Origin of the sequence: Photobacterium sp. SKA34, from assembly GCF_000153325.1 — a bacterium.
Classification (GTDB): Bacteria; Pseudomonadota; Gammaproteobacteria; order Enterobacterales; family Vibrionaceae; genus Photobacterium.
In genome coordinates this window covers 391,905-416,934 of sequence record NZ_CH724144.1, presented here as the reverse complement: position 1 = coordinate 416,934, position 25,030 = coordinate 391,905, and the positions used below count along the sequence as shown (strand labels likewise).

General features: G+C 40.6%; 4 protein-coding genes and 2 tRNA genes. 4 read left to right on the top strand and 2 right to left on the bottom strand.

Features of this window, described 5'->3' with window-relative positions:
- Positions 1–148: 148 nt before the first annotated feature.
- Positions 149–239 (bottom strand) — tRNA-Ser (locus SKA34_RS18145).
- Positions 240–268: 29 nt separating this feature from the next.
- Positions 269–356, bottom strand: a tRNA-Ser gene (locus SKA34_RS18140).
- Positions 357–579: 223 nt separating this feature from the next.
- Between SKA34_RS18140 and mscM the strand changes: the two genes are divergently transcribed.
- The 4 genes from mscM to SKA34_RS18125 all read left to right on the top strand — a co-directional run bounded on the left by mscM (position 580) and on the right by SKA34_RS18125 (position 25,030).
- Positions 580–3,870 (top strand): miniconductance mechanosensitive channel MscM, encoded by a 3,291-nt coding sequence (mscM, locus tag SKA34_RS18135; protein ID WP_006646979.1) that lies wholly within the window; start codon positions 580–582, stop codon positions 3,868–3,870.
- Between the two features lie 297 nt (positions 3,871–4,167).
- Positions 4,168–10,254 (top strand): Ig-like domain-containing protein, encoded by a 6,087-nt coding sequence (locus SKA34_RS23725; protein WP_006646978.1) that lies wholly within the window; start codon positions 4,168–4,170, stop codon positions 10,252–10,254.
- Between the two features lie 8 nt (positions 10,255–10,262).
- Positions 10,263–15,473: a hypothetical protein gene (locus SKA34_RS23720; protein WP_006646977.1), complete on the top strand. Its 5,211-nt coding sequence runs from the start codon at positions 10,263–10,265 to the stop codon at positions 15,471–15,473.
- Between the two features lie 374 nt (positions 15,474–15,847).
- Entirely contained in the window at positions 15,848–25,030 is a 9,183-nt protein-coding gene (locus tag SKA34_RS18125; RefSeq protein ID WP_039860836.1) for a type I secretion C-terminal target domain-containing protein, read from the top strand.

The following is a 25,030-nucleotide window of genomic DNA, read 5'->3' as shown; positions in this document are numbered from 1 at the left end:
TTTCGCTAGCGGCTTTTTTAAATATGGCGGAGCTGCTCTGGGTATTAAAGGATTTAAACCCTTCTAATTTTAGTATCAGATTAGAAAAATATATTCATTCTTCAGATGCAAAAAAACCGCTAACTTTCGTTAGCGGCTTTTTAAAATATGGCGGAGAGATAGGGATTTGAACCCTAGATACGCTATAAACGTATGCCGGTTTTCAAGACCGGTGCTTTCAACCACTCAGCCATCTCTCCTAAATTGTAATCTCTTAAAAAATAAGAGATGGCGGTGAGGGAGGGATTCGAACCCTCGATACGTTGCCGTATACACACTTTCCAGGCGTGCTCCTTCAGCCACTCGGACACCTCACCATATTGTTGCTGAACCGCTATGTGTTTCAACGGCGGCTAATGTAATCACTTATGCGATATCGGTCAAGGTATTTTCCTATTCTCTTATTCATTCGCCGACTTATAGATCAATTAGGTCTATTCTCATACCAATCTATTGTTTTTCATCAATTTCAATTACTGTAACATAACGCTGATATACCTTGCTGTTTATGCATCCGTAGTACTCAATTACAGGTTTTTTATGCGATTTTTCTCATTTTTTTATCTCTTCTTATTCTTTTTCATTTCCGCCCCACTATCTGCTGAAGAGAACGCATCACACGAACACATTATTGCCAACAAGATCAGTCAGCTTGAAGCGCAACAAAAAACACCTGAAATAATCAAACAACTTTCGGCTTATCAAACAGCGGAAAACCAGCTTGAGAAAACTAAAAACTTTAATCAAGCAACACGTAGTTATGAAAAGTTAATGAACTCCTATCCAGAAGATAAGGCAAGAGTTCAAGAGCAAATAGCGAATTTTAGCGCGACAGAATTTCCAGAATCTAACGATTGGGATCACGACCAGCTAACATTAGAAATTGCAGAGCAAGATACCAAGCTAGTCCAACTAGAAATAGCACGCCAATCATACCGCAATATTTTAATTGAAATTGAGCATGGTATTGACGATTTCTCATACCAAACCAATAAGTTAAGAATACAAAAACAAAATATCACTAAAGAGCTATCTCAAGCGCAACGGGGCAATAACACAGAAGCTATTATGCTGCTTCAAATCGCCGAGCAATATACGACTAGCCATTTATTTATGCTGGAAGCTGAACAGCTAAGTGCAGGTAATCGCCGTGCGTTAGCAAAATTAAACCTGCAATATGAAAACTTACAAATTGAAGCACATCAGGCATACCGCAATAACTTACAAAATACACTTAATCGTGTTTTACGCTCTAACGTTTCTGAAAATGATGAACAAAATCAAGAGCTACAAGCCGATATTCAAAACCAGCCAGAAGTGATTAAACAGCAGTTAACATTAAATAAGCATTTGTCTTCTGAGTTAGCAGCACTTACGTCTAATATTGAGCAAACACAGCAGTCTATTAGTACAACCAATGAGCAGATCGCTGAAACCACACAAACAGCAGATGCATTAAGAGTAATGGCAGATTGGCTTAAAATAAGCCCAATTATTAGTGAGAATCTTCGTAACCGATTACAAAGTTTACCGTCAAATCCACCGATTGATAAACTAAATCGTGATGTCGCCCGTAATCAAATTCGACTTTATGATTATCAACAACAATCTGATTTACTCAAAAATAACAAAGAAAAAATCAGTACCAGTAACCTATCACAGCAACAAATTGATCGTTTACATGCGCTGATACAAGATAATCTCAAACTATATAGTGATATTAATAAAGCGTCTGAAACGTTAATTTACCAACAAGCCAAGCTTAAAGTTATTTTCGATCGCTTAAATAGCATGCTGATCAAGATTAAAAATGAATCAGCTAAATTACTTTTTTGGGCACCGAATACCAACCCACTCAGCTTTGATGTACTCAAGCAAATGGGTGAAAAAATCAAATGGTTCTTCTCTCCCACACAATGGATAGGTCTTGTTAAAGTCCCGCATTTTATTAGCCCTTATTCATTGTTTGCTAGTGTATTTGTCATTGCCTCACTACTTGCATTTCTATATTTTGCCAAAAAGCACTGGGTACTTTATTTAGAAAAAACCAGCAAACGAATTAACCGTGTCACAGAAGATAAATTCCGTTATAGCTACACCAATGTTGCCATTGCATTTCTCCTTGCATGGCCTATCCCAATCATCATATTTATTGCTGGTTATACTTTAAGCCTTGCTTGGCAATTACCCTTTATTTTCCATTTAGGCCAAGCCCTATCGTTACCTTATGCATTGGTTGTATTCTTTTTCATTCGAGAGCTAGGCCGCAAAGATGGACTTTTCATCAGTCACTTTGGTTGGTCTGAAGAAATCACCAATAAAGCATTAGATAATTACCGACGCTTAATGATGGTATTTATTCCTGCACTTATCTTGCAGCAATTCACTATGCTAACTAGCGAACTCGATACAACGGCCACCCTTGGACGATTGGCTTTTATTATTTCTAATATCGCTATTAGCTTTTTCCATTGGCAATTGTGGAAACTTAAAATGCCTATGACCTATGGTGATCTGCCTGAAGGAAAAGCCCATATTGGTCATCATATCTTTTGGTGGATACTTATCATCACACCACAGGTACTCAACTATGCAGCACTCAATGGATACTTAGCCACATCACAAACCATCATGCTACGTATTCAGCAAGGTGCTGTGATTGGTGTTGTGGTCTTACTGGTATACTTCTTAATAAAAAGATTGATGTTAATACAAAAACGTCGATTGGCATTTGAACGTGCAAAAGCAAAACGCCAAGAAATCATTGCTCAACGTCAAGCTGAAATGTTGGAAGATAAAGACGAGCATCACGTTAGTAATGATCTCAGCATTGAAATTGAAGAGCCGAAAGTAGACTTAGATAAAATCAGTGCTCAATCATTACGTTTATTACGATCACTATTATCACTGATTTATCTGTTTATTCTAAGTTGGTTGTTTTCCGATTTTTATCAAGCCACATCACTATTAGAAGGCGTAACGCTATGGGATGTAACCAATACCATCAACGGCATTGAAGAGCTACATACCATTACTTTACAAAGTGTTTTATTGGCGGTATTTGCTTTTGGTTTAACTGTTATTTTGGCACGCGATTTACCCGGAGCCATGGAACTACTTATTCTTCAACATCTTGATTTAAGCCCAGGTACGGGTTACGCGATTACTTCTGTTACCCGCTATTTAGCCATTTTCATCGGGATTATTGTCGGTTCGGCATTAATTGGTTTTGACTGGAGCAAAATGCAGTGGCTAGTTGCAGCCCTTGGTGTCGGTATTGGTTTTGGTATGCAGGAAATTTTTGCCAACTTCATTTCTGGCTTAATCATCTTGTTTGAAAAACCAATTCGTATTGGTGATACAGTAACGATTCGCGAGCTCACTGGTGTAGTCGCGAAAATAAAAACTCGCGCAACTACGATTGTCGACTGGGATAGAAAAGAAGTAATCGTTCCTAATAAAGCCTTTGTTACTGAGCAATTTATTAACTGGTCGTTATCCGATGCGATAACTCGAGTAAATCTTTCAATCAATGTGAAATTTAAAGCCGATCCTGAGCTAGTAACACAATTATTATTTGAAGCGGCAGAGGAATGTGAATTGGTACTCGATAATCCAGCACCTGAGGTGTTCTTCTTAGGTTTAACCGCTAATTGCCAACAATTTGAGTTACGTGCTTATGCAGCAGAAACGGGGCACCGTTTAAGTTTAACCCATGATCTCCACTGCCGTATTAAGAATAAATTCATTAAAAATCATATTGATATTGCATCACCGCAGTTAGAAGTAACAATGAAAGGTCAGCAATATCATCCAGCCAGTGGCAAATAACATTTAGTCATAACTTCAAGTACTCTACTCCCAATCCCCTTTCTAAACTCTCATCTTATTAAATATCCCCTCTGTTATCACAGAACAATATAGCAACAATCACGCAACCTTAGACGAAGAATCATGAATCAAGATCACATAAAATGACTACTGATAAAACTATTATGTTAATTTAATGTTTTTAAAATATTTTTAACTCTAATATAGATATTTGTATCAATAGTTCCTGATACAAATATTAATAGAAATAGCAATTTTACAAGAAGAATAAAAAGACAGGGGCCAAGGATGAAGCCAATGATGTATGTTGTAATTGAAGGCATTATCTGGAAAATTACAGATTCAGGCGAATGGGTTCAAATTCCACCTTCAGAAGTTATTGATCAGTCGATTCCTTTCATTAAAGAAAGAGCCTACATCAATGACATTCTAAAAACACAAACCAACCAAGATGCTCCCCCTGTTATCGAGAGCTCAACACATCGTACCCAGTTTTTTCTTGATACCAATGTTGACCAAGAGCCACTATCAAGCAACAGTGCTTCTTTTATTTCTCAGATAAAAGCCACATTAGCTGAAACCTTACCCAAAGCTGGATTTAGTACACGTTCAATTACATCCGTTCAAAAAACAGAAAATGAATCTATTGCAGATGCTATCCCTTCTCTTAAAGCCTCTGCGACGTTAACAGCCTCCATTGTTGATGGTAACGATGGTTATAAAAGCCGATTTGAAACACCATCGGCGATACTACTGGGCGATGCTATTGATATTGAAGATGGCAGAATTGTTATCGTTAATGTGACGGATATTAACGGTAAAGTATTCACCACTAGTGCTGTAGTTCAAAATCAAAAATGGATTATTAGCAATCAAGACTTGAGTGCACTTGCTGAAGGTGAGCTTTCTATTTATGCCTCTGTCACTGACTTTTACGACAATGTTGTCGATGCCAAAGACACAACAATCAAAGATACGTTTGCTGAAATAAACGCAAAAATTGACGGCAAAGGTGATAATTACTTAAACCTATCTGAAATTACAAATAGTGATTTATTAGGTGAGATAAATTTTGTTGAAAGTGATCAACCAATATTAATCACCATCACCGATAACCAAGGTAAAACACTGCGTTTTGAAACCGTCAATGATGATGCCGCTTGGCAAATTAATGATGCTGATCTTTCTTCTCTTGCTGAAGGTGAACTCACTGTTCTGGCAGAAACTGTAGATCTTGCGGGCAATCCTGCATCTGCCACCAGTACTATTATCAAAGATACCTTAGCCACTATTGCGGCGGATTTTGAAGGCAACGGTGATCGCTTCCTCAATCAAGCCGAAATCTCCACGACTGAGCTGTTTGGCATTATCGCTAATATTGAAGATGGACAAACCGTTACTATTACTGTCACTGACAGCCAAAGCTTAGAGAAAACCTTTAAAAGTACTGTTAGCGCTGGGAAATGGACAGTTAGTAATGCCGACTTAACCGATTTAGCAGACGGTGAACTAACCGTTCTCGCTGAAACTACCGATATTGCTGGCAACCCAGCCTCTGCTACCAATATTATCATCAAAGATACTGCGGCAAATATTACGACCAGCGTTGATGGTAAAGGTGATGAGTACCTCAGCGCCGTTGAAACCCCCATAACCGATTTATTTGGCGCTGTTGAAAATATAGAAGACAGACAAACCGTGACTATTGCTATCGCAGATAGCAGCGGTGCCGAGAAAATTTACACCACCACGATAAATAATGGAAAGTGGACAGTGAATGGCGCGGATCTAACAACGCTCGCTGAAGGTCAACTCACCGTTACGACCACAGCCACCGATATTGCAGGCAATACAACATCGGACAATGACACCACTATCAAAGATACCCTTGCTGAGATCACGGCGAACTTTGATGCTAGTGGCGATAACTTTTTAAATAAAGCCGAAATCGATGCTAAAACAACCCTCTTTGGTGACGTTGATTTTGTTGAAGATAATCAACCAGTCACAGTAAAAGTAACAGATAGCAATAGTAAAACCATCACCCTAACCACTACAGTAATAAGCGGTGCATGGCAAATTGATGATGTTGATTTATCTGCACTTACAGAGGGCGAGTTAACCGTTACAGCTGAAGTTATTGATGTTGCAGGCAACCCAGCGTCTACTACCAACACCATTATCAAAGATACCCTTTCTACCATTTCGGCGAACTTTGATGGTAAGGGGGATGAATACCTTAATCGTGATGAAATCTCTGTGACCGATCTTTTTGGCTCGGTATCCAATGTTGAAGATAGTCAAACCGTTTCAATTAAAGTCACCGACAGTAACGGCCTAGAAAAGTCGTTTGAAACCGCTGTGATTGACGGCAAATGGACAATAGAAAATGCCGACTTAACCGATTTCGTTGAAGGTGAACTAACAGTCCTCGCTGAAACAGTTGATGTTGCCGGTAACACAACTTCTGCTTCCAACACCATTATTAAAGACACATTCACAGGTATTAGCGCAGATTTTGATGGTAAAGGCGATGAGTATCTCAACCGCGTTGAAATCCCAGTCACCGATTTATTGGGTAAGATCGAAAATGTCGAAGATGGGCAGTTTGTTACCATTACCATCACCGATAGCAACGGATCAGAAAAAACTTATACCACTACCGTCATTAATGGTAACTGGACAGTTGATAATGCTGACTTAACAGGACTTAGCGAAGGTGAACTCACTGTCATCGCTGATACTATTGATATTGCGGGTAACCAAGTATCAGCCACAGACACCATCATCAAAGATACATTAGCCACCATTACGGCGGATTTTGAAGGTAACGGTGATCGCTTCCTCAATCAAGCCGAAGCCTCCACGACTCAACTGTTTGGCACTATCGCAAATATTGAAGATGGACAAACCGTTACTATTACTGTCACTGACAGCCAAGGCTTAGAGAAAACCTTTGAAAGTACTGTTAGCACTGGGAAATGGACAGTTAGTAATGCCGACTTAACCGACTTGGCAGAAGGTGAGCTTACCGTTCTCGCTGAAACTACCGATATTGCGGGCAACCCAGCCTCTGCTACCAACACTATCATCAAAGATACTTCAGCAAATATTACGACCAACTTTGATGGTAAAGGCGATGCGTACCTCAACCTCGTTGAAACACCTGTAAGCGATTTATTTGGCACTGTTGAAAATATAGAAAACGGACAAACCGTGACTATCACCATCGCAGATAGCAGCGGTGCTGAGAAAATTTACACTACCACGGTAAATAACGGTAAGTGGACAGTGAATGACGTAGATCTCACGACACTCGCTGAAGGTCTACTCACCGTTACGACCACAGCTACCGATATTGCAGGTAATACAACCTCGGCCACTGACACCATTACCAAAGATACCCTTGCTGGAATTGCGGCGAACTTTGAAGCTAATGGCGATAGCTTTTTAAATAAATCAGAAATCGATGTTAAAACCACCCTGTTTGGTGACGTTGATTTTGTTGAAGATAATCAACCAGTCACAGTAAAAGTAACAGATAATAATGGTAACACTATCACCCAGACCACTTCGGTTATCAATGGCGCATGGCAAATTGATGATGTTGATTTATCAGCACTGGCTGATGGCGAGTTAACTGTTACCGCAGAAGTTATTGATATTGCGGGCAACACCAAAGAAACAAGCAATACCATCATCAAAGATACATCAGTACTTACTATTGATATCGATACAAGCAGTTACCAGCAAGGTGGCTTAAATGTCTCGGCATTAAAAAATGGTCAAGTACCTTACCTACAAGGTTCAACAACGGGTACCCAAGCTGGCGATAAGATAACAGTTACCTTTAGTGACGGAGTAGACACTGTATCTTTAACAACAACAGGAGATAGCTCAGGACATTGGCGTATAGATAACATTGAATTGTCTCAATTAGATCCACAGCAAACCTGGGAGATGATCGCCACAGTTACAGACGCTGCAGGTAATACTGCTAGTGACGATATGCCCACATTCGCTAGCTCAAGCGATATGACTTTCGCTGAAAAAGCGCTAGAAACGGAATCTTCAATTGAATCAAGCTCAACGATCAATATTGAGTTTGCTGAATTTACTTTTAACGCAGCGCAGAGCGCTTTAGAGCAGTTAACTTCTAATGGTAAAGACGTTACCGTTACTATTTCAGCTGATGGTTTAACGCTAACTGTACAAACAGCCACCACAACCGTACTCACTGCGGTTATTGACCCTAGCACTCAAACAGTAAAAACAACATTAAGTGCTGCAATTGATCACTCCCCCGGCAACCCTAATACTGAAACATTTATCTTCATTAACGGTATTCAAACGGATAATGATGGTACAAGTGAAATTGTCATCGTGCCAATCAAGATCAATATTCAAGATGCCGCACCTGAGATTGTCGATGATACAAGTGAAGTTATTGAAGGCAATGTTGTTACAGGTAATGTACTAACCAATGATGTGGATGTGGATGCTTCTCTTTTCGTTAAAAGTATCACCATTAATGGAGAGACAAAGGCACTGAATAACACATCGGTTACCTTTGAGCTTCCTGAAGGAAAGTTCACCATAAATAGTGATGGCGAATGGACATTTACCGCCAATCGCAATCTTAATCATAGCCAAGGTGATATCAACCTTGTTATTGATTACATTGCTTCAGATAAAGATCAATACGAGAACAATGCAAGCCTTACAGTTTCAGTTAAAGATGGTCTTGCCAATGTCATACTCGATGATAATGCAAAGACGATTGAAAGTATGATCACAGCAGGAAGCTCTACCTACAAGGGTGAGTTTACTGTACAAGCTGGAGCAGATAATCCTGAACCAAGTAGCCTAACATTCAATCCCCAGACAATAACGGCACTTGAAGCACTAAATTTATATTCTGGTATCTCAACATCATCGCTTAGTTATACCGTCAGCTCCGATGGTAAAACTATCACCGCCAAAGCGGGTGGCGACACTATTTTTACCTTGAGTTTATCGGCAACCGCCTCAGGCGATAACGCGACGGGCACTGTCAGCCTTGTACAACACTCCCCTCTCAATCAACAAGGTTTAGCTGATGCTATCACCCTACCTCTGTTTATTGATGCAGTTGATAGTGATGGTACTGCTACCCCGACAGGGAAATTTGATTGGGTTATCGAAGATGGCGCGAATCCAGTATTAGCCGCGTCTGGGCAATTAGAGTTTAAAGAAACAGATCTATCTAATCAGTCAAATCAACCATTGCAACAAACAGGCACGATCACCGTCACCATTGGCAGTGATGGTTTAAATGGCACCACAGAGCAAAGTCCGCTGTATTTTGATTTAAGCCAACTACCAACCGGTTTAACCAGCGGTGGAAAAGCTATCTCTTATGTGATCTCTGATGATAATCAAACCATTGAAGCAAGGACAAGCTCAGGTAAAGTCTTTGAAATAAGCTTATCTTCTCGCCCAGATGCAGAAGCAAACTCAACCGTTGACTATGTTTTTACCCTGCATCAGGCACTGGATCAAACCAACTCGAATGATAAATTAACTATTTCTATTCCGGTCTTTATTAAAGACAACGACGGAGATATTAACAAAACTGCTATCGATGTTGTCATTGTTGATGGTAGTGCCCCTGTTATTAATACAACGTCAATAGAAATATCAGAAACGCCGATTAGTGCTTCTTCACCAGCAGGTAGTTCAAACCAAGCAGACGCCACAATCACAGTAACCGCAGGACAAGATCCTATCGTCGATTTAAATCTTGTTTTATCGGGTACGGTGAAAAGTAGTGATGGCAATAACATCACCTACCAAGGACAAGCATTAACTTGGCAATTTGATGGCAGTAACACCTATAACGCATCATTACCTGATGGCACAGTGATCTTTTCTGTCCATTTATCAGATATTGGTGCAGTTCCATCGGGTAGTGCAGCAAATGCAACAATCACAGTGACGCTTAATGAGTCTATCGACCATACCAATAGTAACGATACCGAACTTAATTTATTACTACCCGTTGAAGCGAAAGACAGTGATGGCAGCTCGAGCACATCAAATGTAGCGGTGAGTATTTTAGATGGCTTAGTGCCTAGTATTACCGCCAACAGCAACCTTAACGTTCACGAAAATGACTTACTGGATGATAATTTAGCCGCTGATGCGTCAACCACTTCAGCACCAACACTCAGCTTTAACCAAAGCAGTGATGAGCTTGCTTCAGTGCATCTAGATACTGCGCAGTTCAATAGTCAAAACTATACCAGTGTGGTGAAAACATCACACTTAGCGCAGCAGATGCGAACGGCTGGTATAACGCAACGGCAAACGGTAATGATATTTTCCGTATTAAAGTCAATCTAGATGGTACCGTGCAATTTGAGCTTTTCGAAGCGATCGACCGCCCGTCATCATCAAGTCAAGGTGTGCTTAATTTAGAGTTTGGCGCCATTGCCACAGACGTAGATGGTGATGTGTCAGCCACTACACCATTTGAAGTAACGGTTACTGACGATATCCCTGTTGCTGGTCCTGATGAAGAGCTTGCTGTTGTTGAAGGTGTTGATAAGACGCTACGTCTACTTTCAAGAGATGTTACTGGTGCTGATGGTGGTGAAGTTGTCAGTATCAAATATCGTGGCAAAGAGTATCCAGCAGACGGCAATCCAATTGATTTAATAAATACTCAAACGGACCCACACACTAAATATGGCACTATCGCTGTTAATGCAGATGGCACTGTCATTATTAAGACGATTGCCAGTGAGGAAAGTAGTGGCGAGATTAGTGATGATTTCAGCTACACCGTCAAAGATAGCGACGGTGACACTGCGGTAAGAACCAAGAAACTATCATTTGCAGATGATCCTGGTCGTATTGAAGTTAATGCAGAGCAGATCCTTGAAGACAGCATGAGTAACCCACTCACTATTCAAGTATTCCTTGGTGATATTGACCAGAATGAATCGCTTAGCACTATCACAATCAGTGAAAGCTCATTAGCGGGTGGACAGCTGTATTTAGATGGCAATTTGCTAACAGCAACAAATGGCGTAATTACCCTTAGCGATTTTATTAGTGAAGGTGATTTCTACAAGCCAAACGGTGAGCTGACGTATAAACCTGCATCTGATACTTCGGTTAATCAACAAGATACGGTTGTGATTGAAATAATAGCTACGGTATCAACGAATAACCAAGATAAAACACTGACCAAAGATCTCACTATCAAGGTGCTACCTGATGCTGACGCCGCGACTTGGGATGAAACTAAAGATTACGAATACACAGCTGTCGAAGATGATAGTAATGGCATTCAACTAAATGTTGCAGCAGATCTACAAGACACCGATGGTTCAGAAACCCTTAAATACCGTATTTCAGGGATCCCAGACGGCATTACACTCAAACTGGGTAACACCATAATTAGCGACGGTAAAATCATTAACGCTGATCAAATTAATGATGTGAAGATATTTTCTGATAAACACTCAGCAGGCACATTTACCTTTACCATTACTGCAATCACTACCGAAAAAGGTAATGAATTTATTGATAAAACGAACGATCAAACAGAAGAATCGCAACGTCTTATCACAGTAAATATTATTCCTGAAGCTGATGCGCCAAAACTCTCGGTTAAAAACCTTAAAGGTCATGAAGATCAGCCTGTTGATCTAAGTAAGGCCATTATTAGTAAATTAGCTGATAACGATGGTTCAGAAAGCCTAAGTTACCGAATTAAAGTACAAGATGGTTGGTCAATTCAAGGTGGCGATACGGTAGAAGAGCCTGCCGGTTCTGGCATCTATATTGTGAGTGCAGAGTATATTGAAAATAGTCAAGCACAGCTTCATCCAAAAGCTGATATCAGTTCACACACTGAAAAACTCACTATTGAAGTAACGGCTATATCTACTGAAGCCGCTATTAACGGACTCACCTCTGCTACCAGTACAGAGGGTGCGACCAAGACTATTTCCATTAACTTAAAAGGCACCATTGACCGCCCAGACATTACAGACGGCGGCAATGAGCATTGGCAATACATTGTTAGTAGCAAAGATCACACCACTGGCTTTAAGGGCACAATCAAAGGCATTAATGGTTTTTATGAAGATCAGCCATTACCGCTCGATTTTTTAATTACCACCAGTGATAACGATAAATCAGAAGAGATAACCATCTTAATCACTAACTTGCCTGATGGTGTGAAATTTATCGATATTGATGGCAATCCTTTAAACCTTGAAATTGTCGGTAAGGATGCTTCAACGGGGTTGATCTATAGGATCACATCCGATCAATTAACATCGACGTATTTATCCACACCTAAAGACATGAGTGGCAACTTAACATTTGATGTTATTGTAATTTCTACCGAGCCCGACGGTGCGAGTGGTGAATTTAACTACAAGGTGGATATTGAAGTATTACCGATTGTTGATGAGAAAAATGAAGACAATGAGACAGATAGTTCTATATTACAAAGCACAGGTTTTGAAGATCAACCTATCTCATTCTTAGTTGAGCCGACCATCAGAAAAGATAGCGACAACAGTGAAACGCTGACAGGTTATAAAATCACCAATGTACCTGATGAGTTAACCCTGTTTATTGATGGTTTAGAAGTTGTTATTCCTGCTAATGGGCTCGATCTTGCTAACTATAAAGGCAACCAATCATGGGCTGAATTTATTAACAGTGGTCGCGTGACCATTCTTGCTGATGAAGATCTCAGTGGTATTTTTGATATCAAGATTAGTTATGAAGTAACGGATACGTCAACTTCCGGACAAACAGCGAGTGAAAACATCAATGCCATTATCCAAGTTGATGTTGCAGGGGTCGTTGAAACCGATACGCGCTTAGAATCTACAACAGATCTACTAAGTAGTACCAATGGTAGCCCGATAGATTTAACCAATGCGGTTCACTTTATCGATGAAGATCTTGATGGCTCAGAATATCTAGATTACATCGTGATCGAAGTACCTGATGGCATTAACCTCATCGTTAATCACCCTAACGGTGCCCATATTGACGGTAGTGGTAACTGGATTATTCCTGCAAAAGATATCACCATAGATGGTATTAAAGAAGCGATGCAAGATCTCTTAGCTGGAGCTACCGTGAGTGCTAGTTTTAATACAGAGGTGATTTATCTTGTGGTTAAAGCCCGTGTGGTTGACGGCAACGATTCTCGCTTTTTAGAAGCACCCGTTCAGATCCAGATCACAGGTAAAAACGGTGGTGGTGGTTCATGCCCTCCAACAGAAACGCCAGATGATATTCAAGGCGATATTATTATCGCCAAAGAAGGCGAAGATATTAATTTATCTGGCCTACTTAATGGCGATATTGATAATAATCCTGAAGTCCTTCTCTCCTTTTTTATTGACGTTAATGACTTACCTGAAAATGTTGAAATTACAGGCAACGGTATCATTACCGAATATAACGATGTGGGTGAAGTTATTGGTTATACCATTACAGAAAGTGGTCTCTCCAATATGACTTTCATTGGGTTAGATGAAGCTTGGGCTGGATCTTTAGATATTCCAGTCACTATTACTCAAACCTCTACCTGTAATGGTACAAAATCAACCACCACACAACACATCAAAATTGACGTTGTTCCGGTTGTTGATGACATCATTACAACAACAAATATAACCAGTGTTTTGGAAGATACCGCAACCGCAATCAATTTAACGGTGCTGTTAGGTGATAGCGTTAGTAACGGACAAACCATCACGGGTGAAGGTACTTCTGCGACAGGTAAAGAAACCATCAACTGGATGAAAATCACCTTAGAACCTGGTGGTGAATTGATTGGCGATTCTACAATCGTGACCCAGAGTCCCGATGGTAGTTGGCAAGTACTGGATCCTAGCCGCTTAGACGAATTGCTTTTAAAGCCGCCTCATAACTACAGCGGCGATTTAACCATTAAAGTTAAAACCAACGTCACCGATCAATCTGATTCAATATCGCAAACCGATACTCAGACCAAAACCTCTTCTGTGATTATTAACGTTCAGCCTGTGACTGATATCGCCACCATGCCAGATACCATCACAGAACAAGGTGATGAAGATGGCTACATTCATATCGTTGGACTAGGCGCTATCTTATTCGATGATGATGGCTCTGAAACTATTTCATTGAACCTATCCGGCGTTCCTGATGGTGCCGTGATGTTCTATTCACCAGACGGTGGCACGACCTTTATCCAATTACCAAATACCGGAAAATCATGGAGCTTTGAAAGCGGTCAAGCTGATAGCATTTATATCCGTCCACCAACAGATTTCAGTGGTGATATCACATTGAAGTTGGATGCGATCACGAACGAAATTGGTACAACAGAAATAATAACATCGACCTCAGAGGTTATTATTGGCGTCAATCCTATTGGTGATGATATTCAATTTATTGGTGTACCAGAGAGTCTCTCAGGCAATGAAGGCGAAAGCTTCACGATTCCAGTCGATATTGAAAGTACCGAAACCAATAGTAATGAAACATTATTTTTAGAAATGATCTTTAATGCAGCTGACCAAACTCAGTTAGTAGGCTTAGATAAAATTCAAATAGGTGATCAAGAGATAAGTATCATTAAAAATGGTGATATATGGCTTGCGACTGCAATAGTAAATAGCAGTACCTTAGACCAATTAACCCTATTTAGCGGTGATGCTTTTGGTGACATTAATATCACACTCAAAGCCAGCAGTATTGATACCGATACTATCTTAGGCTCAGAAATTACGCATTATGGTCAAGCTGTTGAGAAAAATATCAGTTTGGCTCTTGAACCTATGCCTGATGCGCCAGAGCTTAATCTTCAGTACAACAGCGTCATAGCTAAAACCGAAACGACGATTGCGCTAAATCTTGAGCTATCAATGTTTAATCCTGCGCCTAATGAGCAAGGCAGTATTATTATCACAGGTTACCCTAGTGATTACGTATTCTCAGCAGGCCAAGCGAAAGGAAATGGTTGGGAAGTCGCATTTGACGATATTGCTGATCTAACGATGACAGCCAATAGTGAGCAAGATTTCTCTCTTTCTATTGAGCCAATCTCAACTCTCGATGGGCAAACGGCTGCGGGTGTCACGCAAACCATCGACGTTAGTATCACCGATAAAAATGATAATTCGCTTATCGGTACTGCAAATGATGATGTGATCATTGGTACTGCCAATAACGATTACATGACGGGCGGTAACGGTAGTGATCGCTTTGTATTCAAAGCTGAAGATCAAGGAATAAGCTCTAGTCCGGCACAAGATACGATTGTAGATTTCGATGTCACAGCTAATAGTGACAATATCGATTTACGCTCGATTTTAAACAATGTTACAGATGGAATATCTGCTGATAACTATATTGATATCACTGAAAATTATGGTTCTTTGACATTACATATTAAAGATAACGGCGGGGATATTAGCCAAGAGATCACGTTAGAAAACGTGGACAAAGATGCGCTCTATGGCAATGATTCAAGCACAACGACGGATGCCGAACTTTTACAAAAAATGATAGATGATAATAATTTATTAGCGGGCTAATCCTTTTATTAGGATTTTCCCCCTTTTAAGCTTAGGTGCTCTGGCGTATTGCTATCTATTTGATAATTGTACGCCCACTTGACAGCTTAAAGCCTTCCGCTGCTGTGACTAATTAATAGACTTACTACAGTTTTATACCAATACTATAAATATAACTATCAAATAGTTAGTGATTAAATAATTGATATTAAACGCACTATTATTAATGTTTATGCTACAACGCTCACAAAAAAGCAATATCAGTAACACTGTTTTGTAAATTTAATGTTCATTCTAACTATTGATATCTAAAATTGGCTACGTTGCGAGATTGTGCATTGGATTTATAACATGCTCGCAATACTTTTTCATAATTATAGATATAGGGGCCAAGGATGAAGCCAATCATGTATGTAGTTGTTGAAGGCGTTATCTGGAAAATAACAGCAGAAGGTGAATGGATACAAGTTCCTCCATCAGAAATCATCGATGATTCTGTTCCTTTCATTGCAGAGCAAGCACAAGTTAACGACATCATAAAAACTCAAAATAATGAAGACGATGTTGTTAACTTGACGCAATCTGATACTGCACCTCGTCACTCACAAAACGCCTCAGAATCTAATATCAGTTCAAGTGATGGTATTTCTTTTATTACCCGCATTAAGCCTACGCTTACTGAAACCTTACCCGAAGCGGGATTTAATACCCGTCCGACAACTTCCGAAGAGAGAAACGAACGAGATGAAATTGGCGATACCATTTTGTCACTTCGTAACTCTGCCGCTTTAACGGTCACGATTGTTGACGGTGGTGACGGTTATGAGAACCGCTTTGAAGTGCCTACTGTTGATCTCTTTGGTGACGCTATTGATGTTGAAAATGGGCGTATTGTGGTTGTAACTATCACGGATATTAATGGCAAAGTGTTCACAACAAGTGCGGTTGTGAAAGATCAAAAATGGTTTATTAACGATCAAGACTTAAGTGAACTCGCTGAAGGTCCACTTGATGTTTATGCTTCTGTCACTGACTACTATGGCAATTTTGTTGATGCCACAGATAACACCATCAAAGACACCTTAGCTGAAATTACCGCTGAATTTGATGGCAAGGGTGATAACTATCTCAACCAATTTGAAATCGTTGTTAGTGATTTATTAGGCGAGATCACCTATGTAGAAAATAACCAACCCGTTACGATTACCGTCACCGATAGCCAAGGTAAAACCATCACCTTTGAAACGACTAACACTGATGGTACTTGGAACATTAGCGACACAGATCTATCCTCCCTCGCCGAAGGCGAACTCACCGTGGTTGCTAATACGATTGATGTTGCAGGTAACCCTGCCTCTGCCACCAGCACTATTATCAAAGATACCCTTGCAGATATCACCGCAGCCTTTGATAGCGATAACGATGGCGTTGCTAATGATTATCTCAATAGCGTAACAGTAAAAAATACCAACCTTTTTGGTAGTGTTAATCACGTAGAAAATGGTCAAACCGTTACCATTACCATTTCAGGACAAGGCAGTAATAATTTAACGTTTACCACCACTGTAACCAATGGCAGCTGGAATATTGCTAATGTCGATCTAAGTGATTTTAATGATGGCGAAATTACTATCACCGCAGAAACCATTGATATCGCTGGTAACCCAGCGATATCGAGCAATATAATCATTAAAGATACCACACCGCCAACTATCGATATTGATACAAGCAATTACGATTTGGGCGGATTGAATATCACCGCGCTCAAGCTTGGTTATGTCGAGTTTTTAGAAGGGACAACAACGGGCACTCAGGCGGGTGATAAGATCGAGATCACTTTTAGTGATGGCACTGAAACCGTTACCTTAACAACCACCGTAGATAGTGCGGGAAATTGGCGTATTGAAGATTTCGATCTTAGCCAACTCAATGTACAAAAAACATGGGAGATGTCAGCGACGGTTACCGATGTAGCAGGTAATACTGCGACTGATGATATGCCGACATTAAGACATCCTGATTCTTCAGTTTTTTATGAGACGACATTAGATTATCAAGGATCAGCAACAGCAACTGCTTCTATCAATATCGAGTTTGCTGAGTTTACTTTTAATGCCAATCAAACATTACTAGAAAAGCTAACCTCTAACGGTAACCCTATTACGGTTACCATCTCACCGGACGGGCTCACACTAACTGCGGTAAGCAATGGCGCCACAGTTTTATCGGCAACGATTCAAACCGCCTCTCAAGACATTAAAATTACTTTATTTGAACCTATTGATACTAAGTTTGGTTTCAATAGCACTCAATCAGCTATCTTGATTGATGGTGTTCAAACCGATAGCGATGGCACAACAGAAACTGTTGTTGCGCCCGCTTTAATTTATATCCGAGATTCAGAACCTCAGATTCTTGATGACAATAGCAGTGTGATTGAAGGCAATATTACTTCCGGTAATGTGCTCAATAATGACAGTGATCTTGATGCCCCACTCTCCGTGGTTCGCGTTACTGTACACGGTGAAAGCAAAATTCTCACCAATGGTTCAGCAACATTTGATCTGCCTGAAGGTACTTTAACCATTCAGCAAAATGGTCATTGGATTTTCACCGCCAATCGTAATCTCGACCATAGTGCGGGTGATATTGACCTCGTGGTTAGCTATATTGCAGGCGATAAAGATTATGACTATGGCAGTGCAGATCTCACCATCACAATTAAAGATGGCGAAGCAAATACCATCATCAATAACAGTGATAGTAACGTTGAAGGACTGATTTCTAATCCTACAGATATCTTTACGGGTGACTTTACCATTAAAGCCGGATCTGATAATCCCGATCCTAATAGCATCGTCTTTAACTCACAAACCATTGCCACTTTAAGTGCTTTAAATCTAACTTCAGGTACTTCCGTTAAATACCTTGAATACACATTAAGTAGTGATGGAAAAACCATTACAGCAACATCTGTTGGAGAAACCATCTTCACTGTAACCCTAACAGGTATCGCCAATGGTGATGATGTAACAGGTACTGTCACTTTTGTTCAGTATCGTCCTTTAAATCACACCAATGCCAGTGATGTAATTAAATTACCACTACTGATTGATGCCACCGATCTTGATGGTACGAAAACCCCAACAGGGCAATTTGATTGGTATATAGAAGATGGCGCAGATCCTGAATTAATCGTCAACCAAGCACTCGACTTTGATGAAGCTAACCTCACCTCAAGCCAACCGATATCCAAAACAGGCACTATCGATGTTGTTGTTGGCAGTGATGGCTTAAATGGCCTTTCACCTCTCAGCCCGTTATATTTTGATCAAACACAGCTACCATCAGGATTAACCAGCGGCGGCGATATCATTACTTACACCATTAACGGCACAGGTCAGATGATTGAAGCTAGGGCCAATGGTGTAAAAGTCTTTGATGTTGCCATTACACAAAAACCTGATGCAGAAGGTAACTCGACGGTTGAGTACACCTTCAACCTGTATCAATCTATTGACCAAACCGATCCGAGTGGCATTGAAACCATTACCATTCCAGTCTTTATTCGCGATAACGATGGCGACGTTAACCAAGCCAATATCACTGTCACGATTGCCGATGGTGACACGCCAGTCATTACTGATACCACATTAGAAATTACCGAAAAACCAATTGCTGTAGCACCCGATGCGCCACCAACAGGCACGACAGAAAAAGCAAGCTCAACAATTTCTGTTACTGCAGGGCAAGATCCGATTGTTGATTTACAACTGGCTCTAACAGGCGCAGTTCAAACCAGTGATGGTGATGCGATCACTCATAACGGTGAAGCAATAACGTGGCAGTTTGATGGTAACGATACCTATGGTGCGGTTTTAGCTAACGGTACGGTGATCTTTTCTATCAACCTTTCCGACATAGGTACTATCGCGGCTGGTGGCAGTGCAGATGCAACCATTACTATTGTACTGAATGACTTTATTGATCACCTCAATGGTAAAGATACCAAACTCGATATCACCCTTCCTGTTCAAGCCATTGATAGTGATGGCAGTGTCGGAACATCCAATGTAACAGTCACAATTTGGGATGGCTTGAAGCCAGAAATAATCGTTAATAGCGCTTTAGCTGTCCAAGAAAATGATTTACTTGATGATGGTGTAGACAGTGATACATCAAATACTAATGCACCAACACTGAACTTTAATACAGGCAGTGACGATGTGGTATCCGTGACCTTAGATACCGCCCTCTTTAATGGTAAAAACTACACCAGCGCAGGCGAAAACATCACGCTTGGCGCACCTAATACTGATGGTTGGTATATCGCAACCGCTGCCGGTAAAGAAATTTTCCAAATTAAAGTTAACCTTGATGGTACGGTGAAATTTGATCTGTTTGCCCCTATCGATCACCCAGACGTTACATTACAAGATACGCTTAACCTTGAATTTGGTGCCATTCTGACTGACAGCGATGGCGACACCTCGCCTGCCACTATCTTTGATGTGAATGTCTTGGATGATGTTCCTAAAGGCGGTACTGACGGCACATTATTTTTAGTTGAAGGGCAAAGCCAAACCTTACAACTATTAACCGATGAGATCACAGGCGCTGACGGCGGTGAAATTGACAGCTTTGTTTACAACGGTAATCCTTGCTCTATTGGTAATCCGATTGATTTAATCAATACCTCGGTTTCGCCTCAAAAAAAGTACGGCACCATGGTAGTCCATGCTGACGGTACGATAGATATAACGACGGTCTCAACGTCTGAATTTAGTGGTCAGATTCTCGATAGCCTGACATACACCGTTAAAGATGGCGATGGTGATACCGCAGAACGGACCGCAACAATGAGATTGGGTGATAACCCAGGTCATATCAACGTTGAACTAATGGAAGTATTGGAAGATACGCGCACAGCGCCGCTTTCAATTAAAGTCTTCCCTGGTGATGAAGATCAAAATGAAACCCTTACCAGTATCACTATTAGTGAAAGCTCATTAGCTGGCGGACAACTTTACTTAAACGGCGCTTCACTCACAGCAGTTGGCGGTGTCATCACGATTACCAATTTTATTCAAGACGGTAACTTCTACTCACCAAAGGGTGAACTCACCTATCAACCAGCACTTGATGCTGCGATCAATCTACAAGGTATGGTGAACCTTGAAATTACCGCTACTATTTCAACTAATACTGACGATAAAACCTTAAAGAAAAACTTGCCTATTAAAGTATATCCAAATGCTGATGCGCCTGTATGGGACGCCCCTGAAACTGAATACACAGGCGTTGAGGATGATAATGGCGGCATTAAACTCGACCTTGCTGCCAATCTTACCGATACCGATACCTCAGAAAACTTAACATATCGAATTTCAGGTATCCCAGATGGCATTACATTAAAACTTAATGGCAATATCGTGAAAGATGGTGATGTATTAAATCAAAATCAATTGAATAAAATCACGATAGTTTCGGATAAAAACCTTGCCGGTAAATTTGAATTTACCGTAACCGCTATTGCGACCGAAAAAGGTAATCAGTTCATTGATAAAAATGAGCATCAAACCGAAGAAACACCACACCAAGTTATCGTTAATATTAAGCCAGATGCGGATACGCCAACTCTATCGGTGAAGAATATTAAAGGTATTGAAGATCAACCGATTAACTTAAGCCAAGTATTAATCGGTAGGCTTACCGATACCGATGGTTCTGAAAGTTTAAGCTATCACATCAAAGTCCAAGAAGGCTGGTCGATTCAAGGGGGTAGTGCTATTGAGCAACCAGCAGGATCAGGCATTTATATTGTCAGCGCTGAAGATATTGAAAACGGTTCTGCTCTGCTTTATCCAAAAGAAGATATTAGCTCATGGACAGAAACGCTGACCATTGAAGTCACGGCGGTATCAACTGAAACCTCCGTTGATGGACTTGATCCTGTTAATGTCAACGCGGTGAGTGATACCAAAACTATTACCATTAATTTAAAAGGTGTGATTGATCGCCCTGATGTTGCAGATGGCGGCAATGGTCATTGGGAGTATGTTGCAGATAGCACAGATAATTCCACAGGCTTTAAAGGCACTATCAAAGGTACAGCAGGCTTTAACGAAGATAGCCCATTGCCTTTAGATTTTATGATCACCACCAGTGATGATGATAAATCTGAACAGATCACTATCATGATCACTAACCTTCCTGATGGGGTGATGTTTGTTGATAGTAACGGTAATCTAATCACATTAGAGATCGTTGGACAAAGCGCATCGACAGGTGTGATCTACCAGATCACTAACGATCAACTGAAAACTACCTTCTTACAAACAACTAAAGACTTCAGTGGGCAACTTAACTTTGATGTTAACGTGGTATCGACAGAGCCTGATGGTGACAGTGGCGAATTCAATTACCAAGTAGAAATTGATGTGCTTCCAGTCGTTGATGAAAAAGATGGCGCTGTCCTTGAGACAACAACGCTTGAGGATAAATCAGCAAGCTTTTTGATTGAGCCAGTCATAAATAAAGATATCGATAACAGTGAAAGCCTGACTGGCTATAAGATTTTAGCCTTACCCACAGGATTAACACTTTTCATTGATGGAATAGAAGTTAACGTTCCTGCAGGTGGATTAGACCTTGCCGGCTACAAAAACAATGGCGAATCATGGACTAACTTCATTAACAGCGGTCGTGTCACTGTGCTTGCCGATGAAGATTTAAGTGGTTTATTTAATATTTCAATTAGCTATGAAGTCACGGATACCTCACCTACAGGACAAACTGCTTCAAAAGACATTAATGCAACCATTCAGCTTGATGTGAATGGTATTGTTGAAGGTGATACCCGTTTAGAATCAACATCAGAAGTGCTCACCAGTACCGATGGTAGCCCTATCGATTTAACCAACGCAGTACACTTTTTTGATGAAGATCTCGATGGCTCAGAGTACCTTGATTACATCATCATCGTCGTCCCAAATGGTATTAACTTAATCGTTGAACACCCAAATGGCGCTTCCATTGATGGTAGTGGTAATTGGATTATTCCCGCAACGGGCTTAACCAGTGACACCGTAAAAGAAGCGATGAAAGATATCTTAGCAGGCGCAACCATTCGCTCTAGCTTTGATACTGACATTATAGATTTACGTGTTGTCGCCCATGTTATTGATGACGAACATTCACGCTATATTGATGCCCCTCTTCAAATCCAAATTACGGGTCACAGCGGCGGTGGTTCTTGTCTCCCTATTGACGATCCAGATAACATTCAAAGTGATGACGCCATTATTGCCAAAGAAGGTGAAGATATTGATTTATCAGGGTTACTGGATGGCAACATTGATGACAACCCTGAAATAGAAATATCGTTTTTTATTGATATCAAAGATCTACCTCTCGGTGTGGAAATCGAAGGCGATGGCGTTATTCCAGAATTCAATGCCGTCGGTGAAATTCTTGGCTATACCATTACACCAAGCGGCTTAGAAAATATGGTCTTTGTTGGACTCGATGAAGATTGGGCTGGCTGTATTAATATTCCGATTGAGATCACTCAAACGTCCACCTGTAACGGCCAGTCGTCCAAAACAACGCAGACTATCAAGATTGAAGTTATCCCTGTTGTCGATGACATCATTGTTAATGCAGAACAAACCACGATTCAGGAAGACACCGAATCTGCTATCAACTTAGAATTGATACTAGGCGATAATATTTTCGCGGGGCAAACCATCAGCGGTGAAGGTGAATCAGCCACAGGTAAAGAAACCATTAACTGGCTGACAATTACCTTACCTGCAGGGGCGAAACTCAACGGCGACCCCGCTATTTTACAAGACAACGGCAATAGCACATGGACGATTAAAGACCCAACCCGTTTAGGTGAATTAACCTTAACACCACCACTCAACTTCAGCGGTGAGTTAACCATTAATGTTGCAGCCAACATCACTGATGAAGCTGATTGCCCAACCCAAACCGATACCCAAACCAAAACAGCGTCAGTGGTAATCAATGTTGCACCAGTAACTGACTTTGCTGAAATGCCCGATAGAATCGAAGTTCTAGGTGACGAAGATAGCTACATAAATATCACAGGCCTAAATGCAATTTTATTTGATGACGATGGTTCAGAAACACTATCGCTGAGTATTTCAGGATTACCTGAAGGCGCTGTGCTGTTCTATTCTCCTGATGGCGGAAATACATTCGTCCAGTTACCTAACAGTGGTCAATCATGGAGTATCAGTGCCAGCCAAATGGACGGGGTTTATATACGTCCACCGCTAGATTTTAGTGGTGATATGAAGCTCAAACTAGAAGCCATCACCAACGAAATTGGCACCAATGATATTAAAACCTCAACCACCGATTTAGTCGTAGGTGTTAAGCCTATTGGCGATGATGTTCAGTTCTTTGATGTACCAGAAAGCCTTTCTGGGACTGAAGGTGATAGTTTCACTATTCCGGTTAATCTAGAAAGCTATGAAACAAACAGTGATGAAGCATTACGACTCACGGTCACGATCAGTGCTAATGATCCTGCACAACTTCAAGGCTTGGATAAAATTGTTATTAGCGGACAAGAAGTTACTTTTGGGCAAAAAGGAAATAATTGGTTTGCTACAGTCATCATTAATGCCAATACACTAGATGAATTCACACTTTATCCTGGTGATGCTTATGGCGACATGACGATCACGTTAGCAGCCAATACTGTTGATACCAATATCGTATTAGGCACTGAGTACACACATGAAGGTGATATCGCTACAGAAGAGATCAACTTAACCATTGATGCGCTGCCTGATGAGCCTGAATTAACAGCGCAATACAAAAGTATTATTGCCGAAACAGATTCAGCGATCGCCTTAAATCTTGATCTCATGATGCAAAATCCAGCACCCAATGAAAAAGGCAGTATTATGATCACAGGCTTACCTAGTGATTACACCTTCTCTGCAGGTAAAGCAAAAGATAGTGGTTGGGAAGTCGATCTCGCTGATATTGCCAATCTCACCATGACAGTTAACAGTGCTCAAGACTTCACTTTATCTATTGAGCCAATTTCAAGTATCGGTAACCAAACTGCAACGGGTACAGCGCAAGACATCGATTTCAAAGTCGCAGAGGCTGGTGACAATACCCTAGTAGGCACTTCAAGTGATGATTTAATCATGGGCGGTAAAGGTAATGATGAAATGTCTGGTGATGCAGGCAATGACAGCTTCGTCTTTAAATCGGAAGATCTCGGTTCTAGCTCTGCACCAGCACAAGATACTATCTTAGATTTTGATACCACAAAAGATAGCGACAACATCGACTTAAGCACTATTTTATCAAATGTGACTAATGGTATTTCAGCCGATAACTATATTGATATTAGGGAAAATAACGGTTCCGTCACATTACATGTTAAAGACAATGGCACAGATGTTACACAAGAGATAACGTTAGACAATGTAAGTAAAGATGCGCTTTATGGCGCAGATACGAGCTCTGCAACGGAAGCAGAGGTTCTACAAAAAATGATAGATGATAATAATCTAATTACTGGCTAG